The 20184-nt window shown below is 70.2% G+C and carries 10 protein-coding genes and 1 pseudogene; 7 read left to right on the top strand and 4 right to left on the bottom strand.

Annotated features, from left to right (window positions below):
• Positions 1-105: 105 nt before the first annotated feature.
• Positions 106-4155 carry a type VII secretion protein EccCa gene (eccCa, locus tag E0H26_RS19725; protein WP_131305707.1) on the top strand — a complete coding sequence of 1350 codons (4050 nt, stop codon included), beginning with the start codon at positions 106-108 and terminating at the stop codon, positions 4153-4155.
• A gap of 123 nt (positions 4156-4278) precedes the next feature.
• On the opposite strand, the gene E0H26_RS19720 is transcribed toward eccCa, so the two are convergent.
• The 3 genes from E0H26_RS19720 to E0H26_RS19710 form a co-directional block, all read right to left on the bottom strand.
• The gene (locus E0H26_RS19720; RefSeq protein WP_165521919.1) at positions 4279-5295 is read right to left on the bottom strand and encodes a S8 family serine peptidase; all 1017 of its coding nucleotides are present in this window, start codon (positions 5293-5295) and stop codon (positions 4279-4281) included.
• Between the two features lie 263 nt (positions 5296-5558).
• On the bottom strand, positions 5559-7394 hold the full coding sequence (locus tag E0H26_RS19715; RefSeq protein WP_131305701.1) for a S8 family serine peptidase: 1836 nt from the start codon (positions 7392-7394) through the stop codon (positions 5559-5561).
• A gap of 96 nt (positions 7395-7490) precedes the next feature.
• Positions 7491-8996 carry a hypothetical protein gene (locus E0H26_RS19710; RefSeq protein WP_131305698.1) on the bottom strand — a complete coding sequence of 502 codons (1506 nt, stop codon included), beginning with the start codon at positions 8994-8996 and terminating at the stop codon, positions 7491-7493.
• A gap of 297 nt (positions 8997-9293) precedes the next feature.
• On the opposite strand from E0H26_RS19710, the gene E0H26_RS19705 reads away from it, so the two are divergent.
• The 5 genes from E0H26_RS19705 (at position 9294) to E0H26_RS19685 (ending at position 16456) form a co-directional block, all read left to right on the top strand.
• Entirely contained in the window at positions 9294-9683 is a 390-nt protein-coding gene (locus E0H26_RS19705) for a type III secretion system chaperone family protein (RefSeq protein ID WP_131305695.1), read from the top strand.
• On the top strand, positions 9683-10816 hold the full coding sequence (locus E0H26_RS19700) for a hypothetical protein (RefSeq protein ID WP_131305692.1): 1134 nt from the start codon (positions 9683-9685) through the stop codon (positions 10814-10816). The genes E0H26_RS19705 and E0H26_RS19700 overlap by 1 nt, the downstream gene beginning before the upstream one ends.
• 176 nt (positions 10817-10992) lie before the next feature.
• Positions 10993-12693, top strand: a complete 1701-nt coding sequence (locus E0H26_RS19695; RefSeq protein ID WP_165521918.1) for a hypothetical protein — start codon at positions 10993-10995, stop codon at positions 12691-12693.
• Positions 12694-12844: 151 nt separating this feature from the next.
• Positions 12845-13363 (top strand): sigma-70 family RNA polymerase sigma factor, encoded by a 519-nt coding sequence (locus E0H26_RS19690; RefSeq protein ID WP_131305687.1) that lies wholly within the window; start codon positions 12845-12847, stop codon positions 13361-13363.
• Positions 13364-13573: 210 nt separating this feature from the next.
• Positions 13574-16456: an AfsR/SARP family transcriptional regulator gene (locus E0H26_RS19685; RefSeq protein WP_131305684.1), complete on the top strand. Its 2883-nt coding sequence runs from the start codon at positions 13574-13576 to the stop codon at positions 16454-16456.
• Positions 16457-16467: 11 nt separating this feature from the next.
• Here the strand turns inward: E0H26_RS19685 and E0H26_RS19680 are convergent, their stop codons facing one another.
• A complete protein-coding gene (locus tag E0H26_RS19680; protein ID WP_165521917.1) occupies positions 16468-19395 on the bottom strand; it encodes an AfsR/SARP family transcriptional regulator in 2928 nt (975 codons plus the stop codon).
• Between the two features lie 631 nt (positions 19396-20026).
• Here E0H26_RS19680 and E0H26_RS30020 point away from each other — a divergent pair.
• Positions 20027-20184, top strand: a pseudogene (locus tag E0H26_RS30020) (rRNA methyltransferase); the annotation flags it as partial.

The raw sequence follows: 20184 nt of genomic DNA, 5'->3' as shown, positions 1-20184 counted from the left end.
CGCAGCTGTCTCGAACCTGTCCAGCCGGTCCAGACCGGGGCAGTTTTCGGGCTGCGAGCGTTTCCAGGCCGAGGGCGTTGCCCCGCAGAGCGGAAGGCTGAACCTGTGAGTACCGTGCTTTTCCGACGCCCCGCTCGCCGCGCCGGGCCGAAGTTGCCCACCGGCGAGATCGATCTTCAGGAGCCGCCGGAGTTGCCGGAGCCGCAGAGCAACGGCATGCGCCAGGCGATGCTGGTGCTACCGATGGCGCTGATGTCCGGCGTGATGATGATGATGTTCATGGGCGGGTCCCGAGGGCCCCTCACCTACGTCATGCTGGGCGCGCTCGTACTGGCCATGGGCGGGATGGTGCTCGGCCAGCTCGTCTTCGGCGGTATGGACCGTAAGAAGCGGCTGGGTGGCGACCGCCGTGACTACCTTCGCTATCTGGCGCAGAACCGCAAGCGGGTACGGCGGGACGTGGACCGTCAGCGTGCCGCCACCGACTGGCAACACCCTGACCCGCAGTCGCTCTGGTCGTTGGTGATGACCTCCCGGCGCTGGGAACGCCGCCCTACCCACCCCGATTTTCTTGAGCTTCGGGTCGGCGTCGGAGATCAACGGCTGGCCGTGCGGATGACACCGCTGCAGACCAAGCCGATCGAGGATCTGGAGCCGCTGTCGGCCAAGGCGCTGCGTCGATTCATCCGGGCCTACACCACCATCTCCGACCAACCGATCGCCCTGTTCCTCCAGGGCTTCGCGCAGGTCCGGTGGTCCGGCGACAAGGCGGACGGCCGGGCCGTGGTCCGGGCGTTGCTCGCCCAGCTGGTCACGTTCCACGCGCCGGAGGAGGTACGGCTGGTGCTCTGCCTGGACGCCGACGGCGTCGCTGCCTGGGAGTGGACCAAGTGGCTGCCGCATCTGCAGCACCACGCCGAGCCGGACGCCGCAGGCGCGGGGCGGATGGTCGGGGATTCCATCGAGGCGGTGGAACGACTCCTCGGTGAGGCGTTCGCCGCCCGGCCCCGCTGGGAGGCCGGCGCCGCAGCGAGCCGCGACGAACCGTACGTGGTGGTGATCCGCGACGGGGGGCGACTCGGCAACGGAAGCCGGATGGCCGGCGCCGGCTACCGCAACGCGGTCCTGATCGATCTCGACGATCCGACGCCGCCCAGCGGCAAGGGGGCGCTCTGTCTGGAGGTACGCGACGACGCCCTGTTCATGGTGCAACGGGACCGGCTGGGCAACGAGGTACGCACCCGACTGGCCCGGCCGGACCGGTTGAGTGCGACGCGAGCAGCCATGGTGGCGCAGATCCTGTCCCCGTACCGGTTGGGCCTCGCCACCGAGACCGCGGCGGAGGCGTTGACGACCAACTTCGACCTGGGCACGATGCTCGGCATAGCGGATCTGAAGCGGCTGGATCTGGCAAGTCTGTGGCAGTCACGCCCGATCGGCGACCGGCTGCGGGTCCCGATCGGCATCGACGCCGCCGGACGCCCGGTCGAGCTGGACCTCAAGGAGTCGGCGCTGGGCGGCATGGGGCCGCACGGGATGCTGATCGGCGCCACCGGCTCGGGCAAGAGCGAGTTGCTACGCACGCTGGTGCTGGCGCTGGCCACCACCCACTCGTCGGAGACGCTGAACTTCGTTCTTGTCGACTTCAAGGGTGGTGCCACCTTCCTCGGTCTGGATCAGCTTCCGCACACCTCGGCGGTGATCACCAACCTGGCAGACGAGGCGGCACTGGTCGGCCGGATGCAGGACGCGCTGCACGGGGAACTGGTCCGGCGGCAGGAGTTGCTGCGCTCCGCCGGCGGCTACAGCTCCGTGCTCGACTACGAGCGGGCCCGGGCCCAGGGCGCACCGTTGGACCCGCTGCCGACGCTGTTCGTGGTGGTGGACGAGTTCAGTGAGCTGCTCGCCACGCACCGGGACTTCATGGACCTCTTCGTCATGATCGGCCGGCTCGGTCGGTCGCTCGCGGTGCATCTGCTGCTCGCCAGCCAGCGCATCGACGATGGCCGCATCGGTCAGCTGGAATCACACCTGTCGTACCGGATCGGGCTGCGAACCTTCTCCGCCATGGAGTCCCGGTCGGTGATCGGCGTGCCGGACGCGTACGAGCTTCCCCCATCGCCCGGCGGGGGTTACCTGCGCACCGACGTGTCGACGCTGATCCGCTTCAAGGCCGGGTATGTCTCCGGAGCACACCGCGACGCCACCCAACGCGTCCGGCAGGAAATCGTGCAGCAGCAGGTGATGCCGTACCGCCTGGAGCTGGTGCTGCATCCCGAGCCGCCGCCGTCACCTGACGACGAGCAGGCCGCTGCCGCGATCGCGGGCGAGGTAGGCGGCGCGGCGGAGAGCAGCGGGACCACCGACGCGACGGCAGTCTCGGACGGTTCCGCCGCGACGGCGGAACTCCGCAGCGTGCTCGCCACCGTGGTGACGCAACTCGTCGACAACGGGCCACCGGCGCACCAGGTCTGGCTACCGCCGCTGGGCGCATCGCCCACCCTAGACCAGTTGCTTCCGACGCTGGTGCCCGATCCTGACCTCGGCCTGATGGCCCAGGACTGGCCGGGCAACGGCCGGCTGACGACGCCCGTCGGCTTCATCGACAAGCCGTTCGAGCAACTGCGCGACCTGCTGATCGTGGACCTGTCCGCCATCGGCGGACATGTTGGCATCGCCGGCGGCCCGCGCAGCGGCAAGAGCACTCTGCTACGTACGCTGATCAGCAGCCTCGCGCTCACCCACAGCCCCCGTGAAGTGCAGTTCTACTGCCTCGACTTCGGTGGCGGCACGTTGAGCGCGATGGCCGCGCTACCGCATGTCGGCAGCGTCGCCGGTCGGCTCGACACCGATCGGGTCAATCGCACGATCGCCGAGGTGACCGGCCTGATCACCCAGCGGGAACGGCGCTTCGCCGAGCTTGGCATCGACAGCATGACCACCTACCGGCAGGCGCGGGCCGACGGCCGGATCACCGATGACCCGTACGGTGACGTGTTCCTCACCGTGGACGGCTGGTTCACCCTGCGACAGGAGTTCGAGTCGCTGGAGCCTGCGGTCCGGCAGATCGCCGCGCAGGGGCTCAACTTCGGCGTCCACCTGCTGATCACCGCCGCCCGCTGGTCCGAGATCCACCATGCGATGCGGGACCAGATCGGTACCCGGCTGGAGCTGCGCCTCGGCGATCCGGTCGACTCCACTGTCGACCTGCGGCTGGCGGCCACCGTGCCGCAGTTACCCGGCCGCGGTCTCACCTCGGAGAAACTGCACTTCCTGGCCGCGCTGCCACGCATCGACGGCTCCGCCGACCTCGACAGCCTCGCCGCCGGGGTGCGGGCGCTGACCACCCTGGTGGACGAGTTCTGGACGGGCGAACCGGCACCGCCGGTCCGCACCCTGCCGACGGTGCTCCCGGCCCACTCGCTGCCCGAACCGCGCGGTGATCTCCAGGTGACCCTAGGCTTGGACGAGGCCGGGATGCAGCCGATCTGGCATGACTTCGCCGAACTTCCGCATCTGACCGCACTCGGTGACAGCCAGAGCGGCAAGACCAACCTGCTGCGTCACCTGGCCCACTCGGTGATGGCCCGATACACGCCGACCGAGGCCCGGATCATGATCGTCGACTACCGTCGGCAACTCTTCGACGCGGTAGCCGAGCCATACCGGCTGGGCTACTCCGTTTCCACCGACTCCACAAAGGCGACTGTGGCCGACGCAGTCCTCGGCCTGGCACCCCGGGTGCCGGGCAGCGACATCACCCCGGAGCAGCTGCGCCGCCGAGACTGGTGGCAGGGGCCACGGCTGTTCGTCCTGGTGGACGACTACGACCTGCTCGCCGGACACGAAAGTCCGTTGCTGCCGCTGCTGCCGTACCTCTCCCAGGGCGCGGACATCGGCTTTCACCTGGTGCTGACCCGGGGCGCGGCGAACGTGTTGCGGATGTCGATGGACCCGCTGATCCGGCGCTTGCAGGAAACGAACAGTCCGGACCTGGCGCTGTCCTGCCCGCCCAACGAAGGTCCGCTGCTCGGCAACACCAAGCCGCGGAATCTGCCACCCGGCCGCGCGCTGCTGTGCACCCGGCGCGGTGCCCGCCTGATCCAGACGCCCTGGCGCCCGCTGGAGGCGGACGCGAGCACCGTGGCCAGTTGAGACCCGTGGAGCCCGCCGGGAGGGGGATCGGCGGGCTCCACGGGTGGTCATGAGCTGGGCGTTACCGGCGGAGACCGCCGAGCATTCCCGGTGTTACGTCACGCCGCTGTTCCTGGCGTCACGTCACGGCCGCCAGTGTCGGCGCCGGCCCCGGCGCAGCACCCAGGCCAACACGTACGCCAGCCCGGCCGTCGCCACGGTCCCGACCGCGACGACAGCCGCCGCCGTCTTCGCCGGATCCGCCTGCGGCGCCCCGGCCACCGCGATCATCCCGGCGCGCCTGCTCGGCAGTTGCTCCTCGCCGACCTCCAGCGCGGCGACCGCCGCATAGAGATCGAGCGTTCCGTGTCCCACCCTGGAGAGCGGCCAGCCGCCCGGCGAGGGCTCGGCGGTCAGTTCCAGCCGACGCCGCACCTCGGCCTGGTTCAACTCCGGGTGGTACGCGCGGACCAGCGCCGCAGCCCCGGCGACGTACGCCGCCGCCACCGCCGGGCCACCGACCGTGTAGTGACCCGCCCCGCTCGGACCGGTGCTCACCGCACCGGCGGCCGGGGCGAGCAGATTCACCCTCGCCTCCGTCGGTGACGCCTCGGTCGGCATGCCGTCCGTCCCGACGCCGCCGACCGCCAGCACGTTCTCGTCACTGGCCGGATACCACGGCGCGGGTCCCGAGGCGACGCCCGCAGGTTTCGCGTCCGAGACCGACGCGACAAGTACGACGTCCCGATCCAGCGCCGCGCGGACCGCGGACCGGAGCGCAGCATCGGGTTCGGCGGTGCCGATACCGATGAGGATCACGTCCGCCCCCGCTTCGGTGGCCGCCCGGATGCCCTGGGCGAGCGCGGTCGCGCCGACGTTGCCTCGGCCGTCCACTATTCGGACCGGGAAGATGGTGGCGGCCGGTGCCGTCCCGACGAACCCGCTGCCGGTCACCGGCCGAGCGGCGACAACGCCGGCAAGCGCGGTCCCCCGGCCGGCGCAGTCCCGGTCGCCTGTTCCCGAGTTCACCACATCGACGCCGGGTCGCACCGCCCCGGCGAGGGCGTCGATCCTGCCGCTCACCCCGCTGTCCACGACGGCGACCAGGACTCCCTCGCCCCGGGTCAGCGGCCAGACCGTCTCGGGCGCGACACGACGCACGGCCCATGGCACCTCGCGGGCGATCACCGGCGAGGCACCGACACAACCCTCCCCTGCCTGGGGCAACCTCGGCGGTTCGTCGACCACCGCAACGGCATGTCGCACCCCCACAGGGTGCTGCGCTGGCACAGTGGCCTCCTGAGCCAGCGCCGCATGGGCCGGGAGCGCCGTGATGGGTAGCGCCAACGCCACCGCCGCTCCCGCACCCGCCAGCCGACGGGCTCTGCCACGGGGGCAGGGGACGTACGACAGCACCGAACGGCTCACCGACGTGCCGGTACGCGGGAACCGCCGTCCTCGGCTCCCGCCTTAGCGACCACCGGGCCCGGCTCGGTGCCCGGGTCGACGAGCGGTTGCGAGGGGGCCGGCGCGGTCGAGGTCGACTCCCCCGTCCCGGTCGCCGGCGCACCGACCGGTCCGGTGACCGGCCCTGCCTCGACCGGCGGGACGGTCGACGTCGCATCGGCGGCGCTGCTCGGCCTACCCACCCGTTGGGCCGCGGGCTGCCCGGCCGATCGGCCCTCGACCAGTTCCGCTGGACCGATCGACGAGCGTCGGGCCAGGACCGTGACGGCGGCTATCCCGACTACCACCACAAGTCCGATGGTGAGGGCCCGAAGTGGACTGCTGGCCGCGCCACCGGAGGCCGAGGTCACGGTCTCCGCGGCGAGCACCACAGTTACCGCCGCGTTCGGGTTGATCATGCCCCAGCCGACGACCGGGTCCGGCCCGTCCTGTCCGGCACGTTCGGCGGTGGCCTTGATCCGGTTCACCACCTGCGCCGCGGTGAGGTTGGGGTAGGCGGAGCGGACCAGGGTAACGGCGCCCGCAGCGAAGGCAGCCGCGTACTGCGAGCCGCTGTTCGCCCGGGCCCCCGTACCCCTCGGACCGAGGCTCGCCACGTCCATGCCGGGAGCCAACACGTCCACCGTGTCCGGCCGGTAGTCCGCCGCCGGCTGTCCGTCGGGACCGACCCCGCCGACCAACAGCAGACTGTCCGGCTTTGACAGCGCGGCAGCCGTGCCGCTCCCCCCGGGGGCGATGGGCGCGGGGGCGACCACCACCACGTCGTGCGAGCGGGCCGCCCGTACCGCGTCCAACACGGCCGGGTCGGTGAGATCCACATAGGCGCCAAGCGTGATCACGCGGACCCCCGCCGAGACGGCGACCTCGATCGCGGTGGCCGCGTCACCCGGCTCGGTGGTGTGCGGGGTATCGGTCACCACCCGCAGCGGCAGGATCGTCGCGGCCGGCGCGAGGCCGACCATCTGGTTTCCCGCCTCGGTGGCCGATTCGGCCGGGGCCGCAGCCACAATGCCGGCCATCGCCGTACCGGACCCGAAACAGTCGGTGTTCCCTTGTCCGCTGCCGGTGAGGATGTCCGCGCCGATGGCGACCCGGCCCGTCAACTGCGGCACCTCGGCGTCGACACCCGTGTCGATGACCGCGACCAGCACCCCTTCGCCCCGGGTACGCCCCCACGCCTCGTCCGCCGCCATCCGGTCGTAGGCCCAGCGAGACCGCGCCGGAGATCCCGCGGACAAAGTGCAGGAATCGCCCTTGCCTGGCGCCCCGCCGTTCGCGGGAGGTGCCGAGCCACCGGGGGTCGGGGCTGCCGGCGGCGGGCTGCCCGGGGGCGATCCGGTCGGCCCGGTCGGGAGAACGCCGTACTGCACCCCGGCGCCGACCGCGTCCCAGGGAAGCACCAGGGTCCACCCCAACCGCAACTCCATCGAGTCGGTGAGCGCCCCGCCATCCGCCTGCCGCCGGCCGGCGTTGAGGTGGAGGATGTCCTGTGCCCGGCCGGTCGCGCCGAGCAGTCGGCCGGCGAGCGCGGTGAGGCTGTCCGGATGCCCCTGCCCAGCGTCTACGACGACATAGAACTTGACCCGCTCGGCGCCGGACAGCGACCCGGTCGCTCCGGGCCACGCCGGCTGGGTGGGCGAGGGGGACACCACCGGCGCCGGGGCGGCGGGCACGCCAGCCGAGGCGAGGTCCGCCCCGGTCAGCGTTTGAGCCGGGCCACTCGTCGGGGCCGATGCCGCCAACAGGACCAGGCATCCCAGCAGCCCAGACCAGGCGTTTACCTTCGCCCTCACGAGCAGTCTCCCTCGCCTCACGGTCAGCCGAAGGCGATACCCGGTCGCGGAATCGGGTCGTCGCCACCTCCGACGACGCACCCGGCGGTCATTTCTTCAAACCGAATCTCGAGGATCCGGAACCGATCCGTCCACGGTGACCGTGGCGAGTCCGTCCGCAGTGGCTGTGGCATGCACCGACCAGCGGGCCCGCAGCACCTCGCCGACCAGCACCGGCACCACCCGGGACCCGCTCCGCTGAGGCAGACCACGGGCGGTCGCCAGTTGCGCCCCGTGCAGCGGAGCACAGAGGATCACCGCTGGCCCGCTCTCGGGGCCGAACTCCTCTGGCGGGGAAAAGTTGTCGACCTGCCGGCAGCCGGGCGGAACGTCCGGCCCAAGCACGCCATCCACGACCGTCACGGACGCCCCGGCGACGAGCATCTGGCGCGCGATGCCGATCGCCTGCCGCCGGGCCGCAATCGGTGTACCGGTGACCGTGAAGATGTCCGGTGTGGCGGCGAGATCGAGGAAGAAGCGCCAGGGGCCCTGCCGGCCGAGGACGACCGGTAGCAGCCCGCCAGGGGTCGATTCGGCATCAAGCCAGCCGTACGGGGTGTCGACACCGTCTGCGACCCGCGCCAGCAGGCGGACATCGAGTCGATCGGCCCCGGTCTCCAGCGCGGAGAGCTCGGCAACCACCCAGCCATGCCGAGCCAACACCATCGGCTCCGGCTCCGGCTGTGGCGTTGGCGCTGGGCCTGGCGCGGGCTCGGTCCCGTCCTCCGCAGCGACCGCCTGGGCAAGATCGGGAACCGGAGCAGGGCCAGGGACGAGGGCGGGAGCAGAGGCAGGGGCGGGCGCGGGGGCGGCTGCTGGGACGGAAACGGGGTCAGGAGCAGCGGTAGCAGGGACGGGGTTGGCTGGACGCCGCCGCCACTGGGGTCTCAGCAGACGCAGCGTCGCGGCGAGCAGCAACGCCATCACCACGAGCCCGCCCACCCCGATCAGGTACGTCGACGAACGGCCCGCATCGTCCGACGCGGCGTCGGAACGCTCCGGACCCGCTGGCGGCTCCGAAGGGAACGGCGGTGTCCCGCGCTGCACTCCCGGGCCACGCGCGTCGGCCGGCAGTTCCAGGATCCACCCGGGTTGCAGCGACAGCGGGTCGGTCAGCTCGCCGCCATCGGGCTGGACCCGTCCCCGATTGAGCTCGAAGATCTCCCGGAAGCGGTTGCCGTCCCCGAGCGTCTGCGCCGCGATCTGATAGAGGTACTCCCGCTGACCGTCCTGCGGCGATCCCACCACGTAGTAACGCTGATCGGCAGCGCCGTCCGGCGCGGACGTCGCGTTCACCCCGCCGGCCCCAACCAGGTACGACGTTGGTCGGATCGATGGGGCCGCCGCCAGGGACACCGCGTACACCATCAGGACCGCCGTCACCGTCGGTATCACCTGGAGCAGCCAGCCGGGCCGCAGGGCTCCGCTGCGCCGCAACAACCAGCGGCGCGTCCACAACGCCGTGCGCAGCGATGGCCGCGTCGACGTCGTCGGAACTGGACCCCAGCCCTGCATGGGCGCATCCTCTCGCTTCTCGCGCACGCCGGCGCGATCCCACGCCATCGGGTCCATTGAGCTGGACGGCGCGGCGGATGGGAATCAGGCGGCGGCGATCTGCGCGGCCGGTAGTGGTGATCGTGCCCGGGCAGCCGGGCCGCGATCGACGGTAGCTTGCAGTCGAAGATCTTGACCATCCGGGCACCGGACATTCCGTAGTGGAACAACTCCCGGCACACTCGTCCTCGGCGTTGCCCGTCAAGATCAGCCTTGGCGGTACTCTCCCGGGCACGTCCTCCCGGCGGCAGCCGGGAACGGGCCGATTCCAATGCCGTCATCCCCGTGACAGGAGACCGGAACATCATGCCCACGTGGCACGAGTTGTGCGAGCACGCACGTACCAAGTACCAACTGGACAAGATCGAGGACGGCTGGTTCTCGCTGATCTGGTCCTACGCCGAAGGTCGCACCCAACAGATCGTGGTGAGCCGTTACGAGGTGTTCGACCAGGAATGGATCGAGTTCCGCAGCTACGTCTGCGCCGAAGCCGAATTGAGCCCACAGGTGGCGTTGCGGAAGAACGCCACGTTCGGCGTCGGGGCGCTCGTCATCGACGATGACGGGGACTACGCGCTGATTCACCGCACCCCGCTGGCAACGCTCGACCAGGAGGAGTTCGCGCTGCCACTGCGGGCACTCGCCGCCACCGCGGACGAGTTGGAGAAGCAGCACACCGCCCGGGACGAACACTGATGGCGGAGCAGCCGCAGGCGGTGTTCCTGCCGGCCGACTGGGCGAATGCCCGGCCCGGCCCGAAGCACTGGACGGCCGATGCTCGTGGCGACGATCCGGCAGCCCGGGTGGTGCACGCACCGTCCGGAGACGGTCCGGGCAGCGGCAAGTGCTTCCTGTTCCTGTTCGGCTTCAAGACCGCCAGTGCGCAGGACCGCGCAATGCTCGCCGAGGAGATCGCCGAGATCGACGACGACATCGCCGTGTTGCGGAACGCGGGCTACACCGTCGTGGTCGACCGGCAGGCCACCCGTGCGGACCTGCTGGAGGCGGTGGCCGGACAGGGCGCCGGCGTGGCCGGGCTCGTCCCCGCGGGCTTCTACTGGAGTTCACACGGCGGAGCGGACGGCAGCCTGGAATGCTGCACCGGCGCGACCGTGTCGCCGGCGGACCTGGACCCGTCGACGGTCTCGCCGGGCCTGCGGCTGGCGGTCCTCGGGGCCTGCTATGTCGGTGCTTACGCACCGGCCTGGCGAACGGCGCTGGGTGGTTATCCCCTGGTGGCCGGCTGGGGTCGTCCAGTGACCCTGGAACGCGCCGTCGACTTTCTGGAGGCCGGCCGGGAGTCCGACGTCGGCCTGGACGATCTGATCGAACGCTGGCTGCTGACCGACACCCCCATCCCGCCGAGCCCGGCCACGACCGGCCTGCCACCGGCCGCCGCGCGCAGCGAAAGCCGCAAGGGACTCAAACGATGGATCGAGGCGATCACGGCGCAACTCGGCGCCGAGTCGGCGAAACACAGGAACCACTACGACGTCACCGTCCCGCTACCCGGCGGGCGTACGCAGCTGGTGCGGGTCTTCCTCGTCGACGGCGCCGAGCCGTTCACCGAAGGCGTCCAGCTGTGCGGGATGGAATCCGAGGTCGGGCCCACCTCGGCGCTGATCACGCCGGAGCAACTGTTGAGCGGATCGGCGCGGCCGGGCTACGGACGGGTCGCCCTGGTGCCCGGTGAGACCGGCGTTCCGCTGATCGTCACCCAGTCGTTCACGCCGCTGGCCGGCGCCTCCGCGCAACAGTTGGCGGCGCACTGCTATCAGGTCGCGCAACAGGCCGACGCCCTGGAGTTCGCCATCTTCGGCGACGACTGACCGCACCGGACACCGCACCCATTCGCGATCAGATCCACGGTCTTTTCGGTGATCGGCCTGGCGACCCTGGCGAAACCGCAAGGCGTGCGATGAAGGACCAACGCCGACGTGCGTCTCTGCTCTCGAGGACAACGACGGGTTGTCCGTACGAGCCACAGACGGGGCCGGTCAGCAAGATGAGCGAAGCAGCCGAGAACAGCAGCAGCCGGGCGCAGTGGCATCGGCTGCTGCTGTCACTCGCCGGCCGGCTGCCGGACGAGGTCGTCGCCCAGTCCCGCACGTGGCTGGCCGATGGGCGGACAGTGGAGACCGCCCAGGCAGTCGTCCTCGCCGCGCTGGCCCACCAGGTGGGTGTCACCGATCACGAGGCCACCCTGCTGGCAGCCGCTCTCGGCGCGGCAGGCGAGGACACCCGAATGGTGGCCGCCATCGGCCGGGTCGCCCATGCCGTGGCGCCTGCCTACGGCTTGGCGCCGACCGGGCCCGACGTCCTGGCCGAACACGGCGATGACATTCCCTTCCGGATGGATCTGTCCGTCCGACCCGCCGTTCCCGGCGGACCGGACGCGGTGGACACCGCCGCAGTGGTGTGGTGTGCGAACAATCCGCAGGCCTACGCGTTGTGGCGATCGTGGCGATATCCGGCAGACGATACGCCGCAGGGGCCGGCCCGGCGGCTGTATCTGGTGCAGGCACGCGACGAGGCGAGGCTGATCACGGCGGCCGCCGGCCTGCAGGCGACGCTCACCGCGCACGGCGAGCGCGATCCGCAGGTGGAGGCATTCGTCGACGAGGACACGCTACCGGCGTATCAGCAGCGTGCCCTCGAATACTCCGCCCTGCTGTGGAGCGTTGCACCGGCGGAAGTGCCACGACTCGTACCAGACGTGGTCTCCGCCGGACCTGGTCCGGCCGACGCGGCCCGCGTGGCCGCCTACCTCGACGCCGGCCGGCCGCTGCGCCTCATCAAGGACGCCTACGGCGCGCGTGCCGAGCTGACCTATCGCACCGACGGCACCTGGATCTGGCCCGCCACTGCTGGCCAACCCATTCGCGAGCGCCGACACGAACCCCACCCGCCGCTGCTCGCGCACATCCGGGACCGTGCCTACCACCCGCCCACGGTAGGAACGGTGGCGATGCACCGGGCGCTCTGCGCGTTGTACCGGCCACCGCCGGTGCCGCCAGCCGCGTTGGACGTGCCACGGCGGTGGTCCGGGCGGACGCGACGCACGATCGCGACGCTGGCGGCGCTTGCGCTGCTGGGCGCGGTGGGCGCGACCTGGATCGTTGCCGGCTCCGGCGCCGGCTCAACGCCGACCGCTGTATCGCCGGCGGACCTGGGCGGTGCCGAGGCCACCCCTGCGGCACCGCCCAGCGGGACCAGCCCGCCGGTCTCTGCCAGAGCGCCGAAGCCGGACATCAGCTCGACGGAAAGGTCGGCAGCACCCCGTCCCTCCACCTCACCGGAGCCGCCCTCTCCGCCCGCGAACACGCCGTCGGCGGCGGTCCCGTCCGTCTCCCGCTCGACCGCCGTGGCGGCCGGTCAGACCCGGCTCATCGTCGCCACCGCCGTACTGCGCCCCGGTCAACATTGGTCCACCGACCGGCTGAGCCTCGCTGTGACCGACAACGGCGAGGTGGTGCTGCGTGATCGTGGCCGATCGGTATGGGCCAGCGGCTCCACCGGACGGAACGTTCGTGAGCTGGTGTTCCAAGCGGACGGCAACCTCGTCCTCTACGCGTCCGACGGCAGCACCATCTGGAGTTCCGGCACCCCGGGTAACGACGGAGCCACCCTGACGCTCGGCGGGGACGGCAACCTCAGCATCAGTATCCGGGGCCGCACGTTGTGGCAGACCGCCACCGGCTCCTGACGGAGCGGGGTACTGAAGCGCCTGCGACGCCACGCCTCAGTGGCACGTCACAACCGGGTAAGCGGATCCTGGTCAAACGTCACAAGCACGTCAGCGGGCGTTCCTAGCGTCGGGCACGACAGCCGCAACGCCCGAGCGATGGGACCACGCAGTGACCGGCACGGCCACCGAGACCGACATCCGCATACGTGAGCTGCTCGCCGAGCACGGCTCGCCACTTACCCGGTTCGTCCGCGGGTTGACCATGGGTAACCCACAGACCGCCGACGACCTGGTGCAGGAGACGCTGGTCCGCGCGTGGCGCAATCTCGACTCGCTGCCACCCGACAGCGATGGCAGAAGCCGTCGCTGGCTGTTCACCGTCGCCCGGCGGTTGGTCATCGACGAGGCGCGGCGGCGGCAGGTCCGCCCGGTCGAGGTCGCCGCCGACGGCGATCTGGACTACGGCGCGACCGGCGACGAGACCGCCGACACAGCCATCGCGCACCAGGCACTGCGCCACGCGGTCGAGCAGCTCACCATGGCCCACCGCCGGGTACTGCACGAGATCTACTACCGCGATCGCACGGTCGACGAGGTCGCCGTCGATCTGGGGATCCCGGTCGGCACGGTTCGCTCTCGGCTGCACTACGCGCTACGCGCGCTACGCGCGGCTGTGGTCGAGGGCTAATGCCGTAACGACGTACGTGCTTCCCTCACTGCCTGTGCAGAGGTGATACCAGTAGCCGGACATTCTCCCGGCCGGTTTCATCGCTCGGGCTACCCTCCCACTGATGTGCTCATTCGCACCTCCAGTGAGGTAGGGGTGCTACACCATCCGTAACCACAGCCGAGGCTGGGGTGTCACGGTTGGTGGAATGCTCGTGGGTGGGGAGAGTCGATGACCGCAGGTGGCGGCAACGGTGACTTGTGGCTCGAGGTGATGGGCCCGCTGCGGATCCGGCGCTCCGGTGTGGAGCTGGATCTGGGGCCCCGCCAGCAACGGCTCGTCCTAGCGCTGCTACTCGCCCATGTGGACCGGGTGGTACCGGTAGGCGAGATCGTGGACGCACTGTGGGAACAACCGCCCAGCAGCGCGGTGAACGTGGTGCAGCGACACATCGGTGGGCTGCGGCGGCTTCTGGAGCCCGATTTCGCATCACGATCAGCCAGTCGATGGATCGTGAGCGACCCAGTCGGATATCGGTTGCTGGCCGACGCCGAGCAGCTCGACCTGCTGAGGTTCCGGGCTCTGCGGGAGCGTGGGATTGCCGCCGAACACGCCGGACGCACAGACGAAGCGTTGTCACACTACGTGACGGCGTTGCCCTTGTGGAGGGGTCCCTGCGGAAGCATCCCGGAGCTGCAATCGCAGCAGCCTCCGGTCTTCGGCTTGGTGGACCGTGAATGCGTGGACCTCGTCCGCAGAACCGCTGACCTGGCACAGCGCGGCTGTGCGGTCCGGTCCGTCCTACCGGCCCTACGGCGGGCCGCCGAGCTTTTCCCGTTGGACGAGGCGTTGCATGCCCAGTTGCTCGCTACCCTCTCGGCCGACGGCAAGCAGGCCGAGGCGATCGCCGTCTACCAGGACATCTGCCGTCGCTTAGCTGATGACCTTGAGGTCGGTCCCGGCGAACAGCTTCGCCAGGCGTACACATCGGTGCTGCGGGCGAACGGGACGCGAGCCGTGGCGGGTACCAGCCCGCAGGCCACCATGCCGCATCGGCACGATGGCGTGCCTGCTGGTGCCCGAACGGACCGTTCCCCGCTGCCCGCCCAACTGCCGCACGATCTGCCGCAGTTCATCGGACGGGGCACGGCGCTGCGACGCGCCGCGAGCGCCATCGAGGGAAACGCCAGTGCCCGCGCCACCATGCCGATCCTGGCCATCGACGGCCTGCCGGGCATCGGCAAGACGACGTTTGCGGTGCACCTCGCTCATCAACTCGCGGCCGGATACCCGGACGGCCAACTCTATGTCGACATGCGTGGCTTCGATCCGAACGGTGCCCTGGATCCGAGTGACGCGCTACAAGGCTTCCTCAACGCGTTCGGTCTACCCGACTCCGAGATCCCCACCGAGATGCAGGCACGAAGCGGGCTCTATCGCAGTGCCCTCGCCGGCCGGCGGGTATTGGTCGTGGTGGACAACGTGCGGGACGCGGAGCAGGTTCGACCCCTGCTGCCGGGAGCACCTGGCTGCGTCGTCCTGGTGACCAGCCGCAGGCGGCTGACCGCCCTGGCGACCGGATTCGGCGCAGACCTGATCACGCTTGACATGCTCTCGATCGAGCAGTCCCGGGAACTGGTCACCGCACGAATGGGTGCCGCCGAGGCGCTCGCCGAGCGGGACGCCATGGACCAGATCGCGCAGCGGTGCGGCGGCCTTCCGCTGGCCTTGGCCGTGGTCGCCGCCCGCGCGATGACCTATCCCGGCAATCCGCTGCCGGACATCGCCCGGGAGCTGCGGCATGCGGGCAACAACCTCGATGTCTTCACAAGCGACGACCTGGAGAATCAGGTACGCGCGGTCTTCTCCTGGTCGTACCGGTTGCTCAGCCCACGCGCCATGCACCTGTTCCGGCTGCTGCCGCTGCATCGCGGGCCGGACATCGCCATGCCGGCTGTCGCCAGCCTGCTCGGTGCCTCCACACAGGAAACCCGGGGCCTGCTCGGGGAGCTAGTCCGCACCCGGCTGCTCGTGGAACATGTGGCAGGGCGCTACCGCACTCACGACCTCATTCGCGCGTACGCTCACGAGCTGAGCCTGGAGTCCGAACCGGAAGCGGTCCGCCAGCAGGCGCTGGGCCGGCTGGCGGACCACTACCGGCAGTCTGCCCACCGGGCAAGTTTCGGCCGGCTCGCCCCTGCCCTTTCGGTGCCGCCTCCGAAGCCGATGAGCGGAGTGACCATTGTCGAGTTGTCGGGCTTCGCCGAGGCCACGGCGTGGTTCACCGCGGAGCGCCACGTACTCAAGTCGTTGATTCAGGGGGCGATCGACGACGGCGAAAGCGAGATCGCCTGGCAACTGGCGCTGAACATGCAGGTGTTCTTTCAGCACGAGGGCTGGTGGCACGACTGGGTGACGATCACCCGGAGCTGTCTGCAGGCCACCGTCAAGGCCGGTGACACCCTCGGCGAGGCGCACATCCGCCGCAGCCTGGCGGGTGCGGTGCACACCCTCGGCGACCGGGAGGAGGCCATCGGCCTGCTCACGGATGCGCTCCGACTATTCACCGAGCGGGGCGCCGGCCGCGAACAGGCGCTGGTCCATCGTAATCTGGGGCAGGTCTATCTCGTGCTGCAGGAACGTTCCGCCGCGATCGGACACTTCGAGCAGGCGGTACGCATCTTCGAATCGGTTGCCGACGTGTCCCAGCACGCCACCGCCCTGTACTGCCTCGCCGGTGCACATGCCCGGTCCGGCAGTCATGAACTGGCCACCGTGCTGGCCCACGAGGCCTTGGCGATGTGCGACCGGATCGGCGATGCGCTCGGTCGCGGGGAGTGCTACCTGACCTTGGCGGACGTCTCGCAGGCTCAGGGGAACTACGACGAGTCGGTACGCCATTACCGGCTGGCGATTGATTCGTTCGGCAATGCCGGTTCGCGGACGAGCATGGCCGAGTGCTATCTGCATTTCGGTGCCACGGCACAGCGATTCGGTGACCGGGTCACCGCCCGGGACGCCTGGGAAGAGGTTCTCACCATCCTGGCCGAAGCGGCCCTTCCGTTGGCCGACGACGCTCGCCGGCGGTTGGCCGCGCTCGATCGGGCGGCGTAACCGGCGAGAGCTCAGGCGTCGGCCTGCGCCAGGCGGGACAGCCGGTCGCGCAGCTCGCCCAGCCGGAGAAGGCCGGTGTCCCGGAGCACGGCACCGGCTTCTTCCCATGCGTCCCGGGCGGTGGTGTGGTCCCCCAACGCCACCGCGACATCACCAGTCCTGATCAGGCAGTCGACCACGAACACCCGCGAGTGGGACTTACGGTACAGCTCCAGGGCATTGGCCAGGTGGGTCAGCGCGCTTCTCGGATCGCCCTGCCTGAGCTGTGACGCCGCCAGGATTTCCTGGCATCTGCCGAGACTGACCAGGTCACCGCACTCCTCGAGCAGTAGGCGAGCCTGCTCGACCAGCTCGGCGCTGCGCTGGTGCGCCCCCAACTCGGCCCACGCCTGCGCCAGGTGGCTGAGGATCATGCCCCGGTAGGTTTCGTCGCCGAGCGATTCGGACAACCGCAGGCTCTGCCCATAGTGGTCGATGGCTGCTTGGCTGTCGCCGCGTGCCGCGGTGACCTGCCCGAGGTCACGGTGGCTCGCGGCCTGCTCAGCGACGTCGTTCGCGGCGACGGCCAGTTCGAGGGCATCAATCAGATGGCGCTGCGCCTGGTCGTGATCCTCGAGGGCCCGCAGCGCACCGGCCAGCCCGCGACGGACCTGAATTCCGCCCAGTCGGTCACCGGCGGCGTCCGCGGCGGCCAGGCATCTGCTCAGCGTGTCGGTCCAGTCATGCCACCAGCCGTAGGTCTCGAGGAAATCCCACACCGCGAGTGCCAACTGCCAGGCCGGTCCGGTTTCCCCGGCATCGACAAGTCGCTGAATGACGACCTCAAGAACTTTGCGCTCAGTGCTGAGCCAACGGATAGCGTCGGTGGCATCGGCGAGGTCGGCGACGACCACCCCATCGGTCCGGTCGATGGTGAACGTCCGCGCATACGGCGTGACGAACCCGCTGGCCCGGTACGCGCTCAGGCGGTAATGCTGATGGAGCCGTCGGAGCGCGGCCCGGCGTACCGGCTCGGCGTCGAACTCGTGGCACAACTCCCGCGCGTAGGAGCGGATGAGGTCGTGCGAGCCGTACCGGCCGGGGCCCCGCTGGCTCAACAGGCTGGTGCGGACCAGTTCACCGACCAGGTCGCGGCACTGCCGCATCGGCAGGCCAACGAGGCTCGCGATCGCCGGCAGGCTGATCTCCCGCCCGGCGCGCAGCGACAGCAGCCGGAACAACTGCGCGGCCGGCGCACTGAGCAGCTGGTACGACCAGGAGAAGATGGCCCGCAGATCGGTTTCGTTCGTGTGCGCCGCGAATCCGTCGAGCGTGCCCTGGGCTGCGCGCAGTTCCCGGGCGATGTCCGTCAGCCCGCGATCCGGGTGCTCCAGAGCGCGTCCCGCCACCAGAGCCAGGGCCAGGGGCAACCGCCCGCACAGTTCGGCGATCTCATCCAGGATCGGTGGGAGCTGCCCGCTCTGTTCGACGATGTCGTTCGGTGTCACGTCGTCGCCCACGGTCACCACCGCACCGATGCAGGAGAGCAGGAAGCTACGCGCTTCGCCGGGCGAGAGCACATCCATGCTGACCAGATGCGCACCGTACGCCGTGGCGAGACCGTCCAGCCGGTTCCGGCTCGTCACCAGCACGAGACAATCAGCGGAACCAGGCAACAACGGTCGCACCTGTTCGGTGTCGCGCGCGTTGTCCAACACGATCAGCACCCGCCGCCCCGCCAGATAACTGCGGGCCATGCCGAGCCGAGCATCGAGCGAGTGGGGAAGGTTCTTCTCGGGCACCCCTATCGAGCCGAGGAAGCAGCCCAGCACGTCCAGCGGTTCGACGGCCTTCCCCCGGGGGTGAAAACCCTGCAGGTCGATGTAGAGCTGACCGTCCGGATAGAGGTCGACCAGTTGATGTGCCAGATGCACCACGCAGGTGGTCTTGCCGCTGCCCGGGATGCCGTCGATGGCCAGCAGCGGCATGGCCGTTCGCGTGTCCCGGTGGACCCGCAGCATGTTCATCATCTGCCGGATCAGCTCGTCGCGGCCGGTGAAGAACGGCAGGTCCGCCGGTAGTTGCGCCGGGCGGATGAGGCCGGCCAGACGCAGCCCGGAGGCGGCCGACTCGTCCTCGGCATGGATACCGACCGTCAGCCTGCCCGTGGGCACCGCCGCGCTGCCACGGCGCAGCACCCCGTCGTACGCCCGCCGCAACTCGTCATCCGGGTCGGTGCCGAGTTCGTCCGCCAAGTAGGACCGGACGCGTTCGTAGCGGGTGACCGCTTCCGCGCGTCGCCCGTCCGCTTCGAGCAGCAGCAGCGTCTGGGCCTGCAACGCCTCGTCGAGGGGGAACAGGTCGGCGATGGCGAGCACCGTAGCCAGCACCGGATGGACGTCGCCGGCGTACAAGGCGGCTTCGGCCGCCTCGCGAGCCACCTCCGCGCACTCGCGGTCCACGAGTGTGAAAGCCGGATAGTCGCTGCGCAGAAGTTCGCGGCTGTCGGCGCAGGGCCCTCGCCACATGTTCAGTGCCTGCACTGCTAGCGAAAGGCCGTCCGCCAGTCGTCCCTGCGCCGCCAGATCGCGGCCGCGCGCGACGAGGGCACGAAACCGCGTCAGGTCGAGTTCGTCGGCCGCCACCCTCAGCCGATACTCGCCGGCACTGCCTACTACCCGGCCGGCGGAGCGCGGCGGAAGTGCTGGTTCCAGCACCCTTCGCACCGCGCCGACATGCCGGTGCACCACGTTCACGGCAGTGGGCGGTGGATGTTCGCCCCACAGCAGGTCGACGAACTCGGCAAGCGTCACCGGCTGCCCTGCGCGGGCCAACAGCAGGGCCAGCACCATGTGTTGCTGGGCCGGGCCCAGGTCCACCTCGATGCCATCCCGCCTGACCCGCACCGGACCGAGCACCTCGAAGCGCAGCACACCGGCGTTGTGGTGATTCCCCGTCACCAGCCCGCATCCTCGGCGGGGGTCCGCCGCAGGGCGACACCTGCGCAGACGCGAAGCTGTTCGGAGCGTGGGGCGCCCAGATGACACCGTCCTTTGTGCTGCGCCCTGATGCCGGGCGGTGCGGAGATCAAATGTTACGCGTGCGCCGACCATCCGGGTTGTCGGAAAGAGTCGATTCCTTGCCTGATCCTCGCGCTCCGGTCGTTCCGGTGGCACTTCACCGAGGTGAGCGATGAATACCTGGTGGTCCACGCCGCTGCCGACCGGATCCGTGACACCCATGCCGGCCTGCGGTCGAGGCGATCGCGGCAGACCTCGCCGACAGAGCGGCCGTCAACGGCGTAGCCGGCCAGGTCCTCGCCGATCATCCGGCGATCGGCCTGCTGATCAACACCGCCGGCGTCGCCCTGTCAGGCCGATTCGATCAGGTTCCATCACTCATTGTAAGAAGGTCATGAACGTGAAACTCTGCGCACCGATGCTGCACATGGCTCTGGTGCCTGCTGCGGTCCGGGCGGCGCGGTCGGCGGTGTTGGCCCAGGACACGTGCGCGGCGATGCGCGCTCGACGGCGACGTTGCTCTGGCGTCAGGCCAGCAGGCCACTGCCCTCCCCCTGCTCCAGACACGGTCCCGGAGCTGCTGGCCGTGGTCGCGCTGCCGGAGGACGACCTGCGCCGTATCCCGGTCGGTCCGACCATGCTCACCGTCGTGTTCGACCGGCCCACCAGCCCCGGCAACATCGGGACCCTCGTCCGATCAGCGGACGCCTTCGGCGCCGGCGGCGTCAT

Origin of the sequence: Micromonospora zingiberis, from assembly GCF_004331455.1 — a bacterium.
GTDB classification, from domain to species: Bacteria; Actinomycetota; Actinomycetes; order Mycobacteriales; family Micromonosporaceae; genus Micromonospora; species Micromonospora zingiberis.
Note: the sequence above shows the minus strand (reverse complement) of the source record. Positions and strands in the feature narration are given on the sequence as shown.

Bases quoted from the DNA above. Each gene is read 5' to 3' on its own strand.
- E0H26_RS19705 (WP_131305695.1), top strand. From the start codon at position 9,294: ATGCCCACGTGGCACGAGTTGTGCGAGCACGCACGTACCAAGTACCAA.
- E0H26_RS19695 (WP_165521918.1), top strand. From the start codon at position 10,993: ATGAGCGAAGCAGCCGAGAACAGCAGCAGCCGGGCGCAGTGGCATCGG.
- E0H26_RS19710 (WP_131305698.1), bottom strand. From the start codon at position 8,996: ATGGCGTGGGATCGCGCCGGCGTGCGCGAGAAGCGAGAGGATGCGCCC.
- E0H26_RS19700 (WP_131305692.1), top strand. From the start codon at position 9,683: ATGGCGGAGCAGCCGCAGGCGGTGTTCCTGCCGGCCGACTGGGCGAAT.
- E0H26_RS19685 (WP_131305684.1), top strand. From the start codon at position 13,574: ATGACCGCAGGTGGCGGCAACGGTGACTTGTGGCTCGAGGTGATGGGC.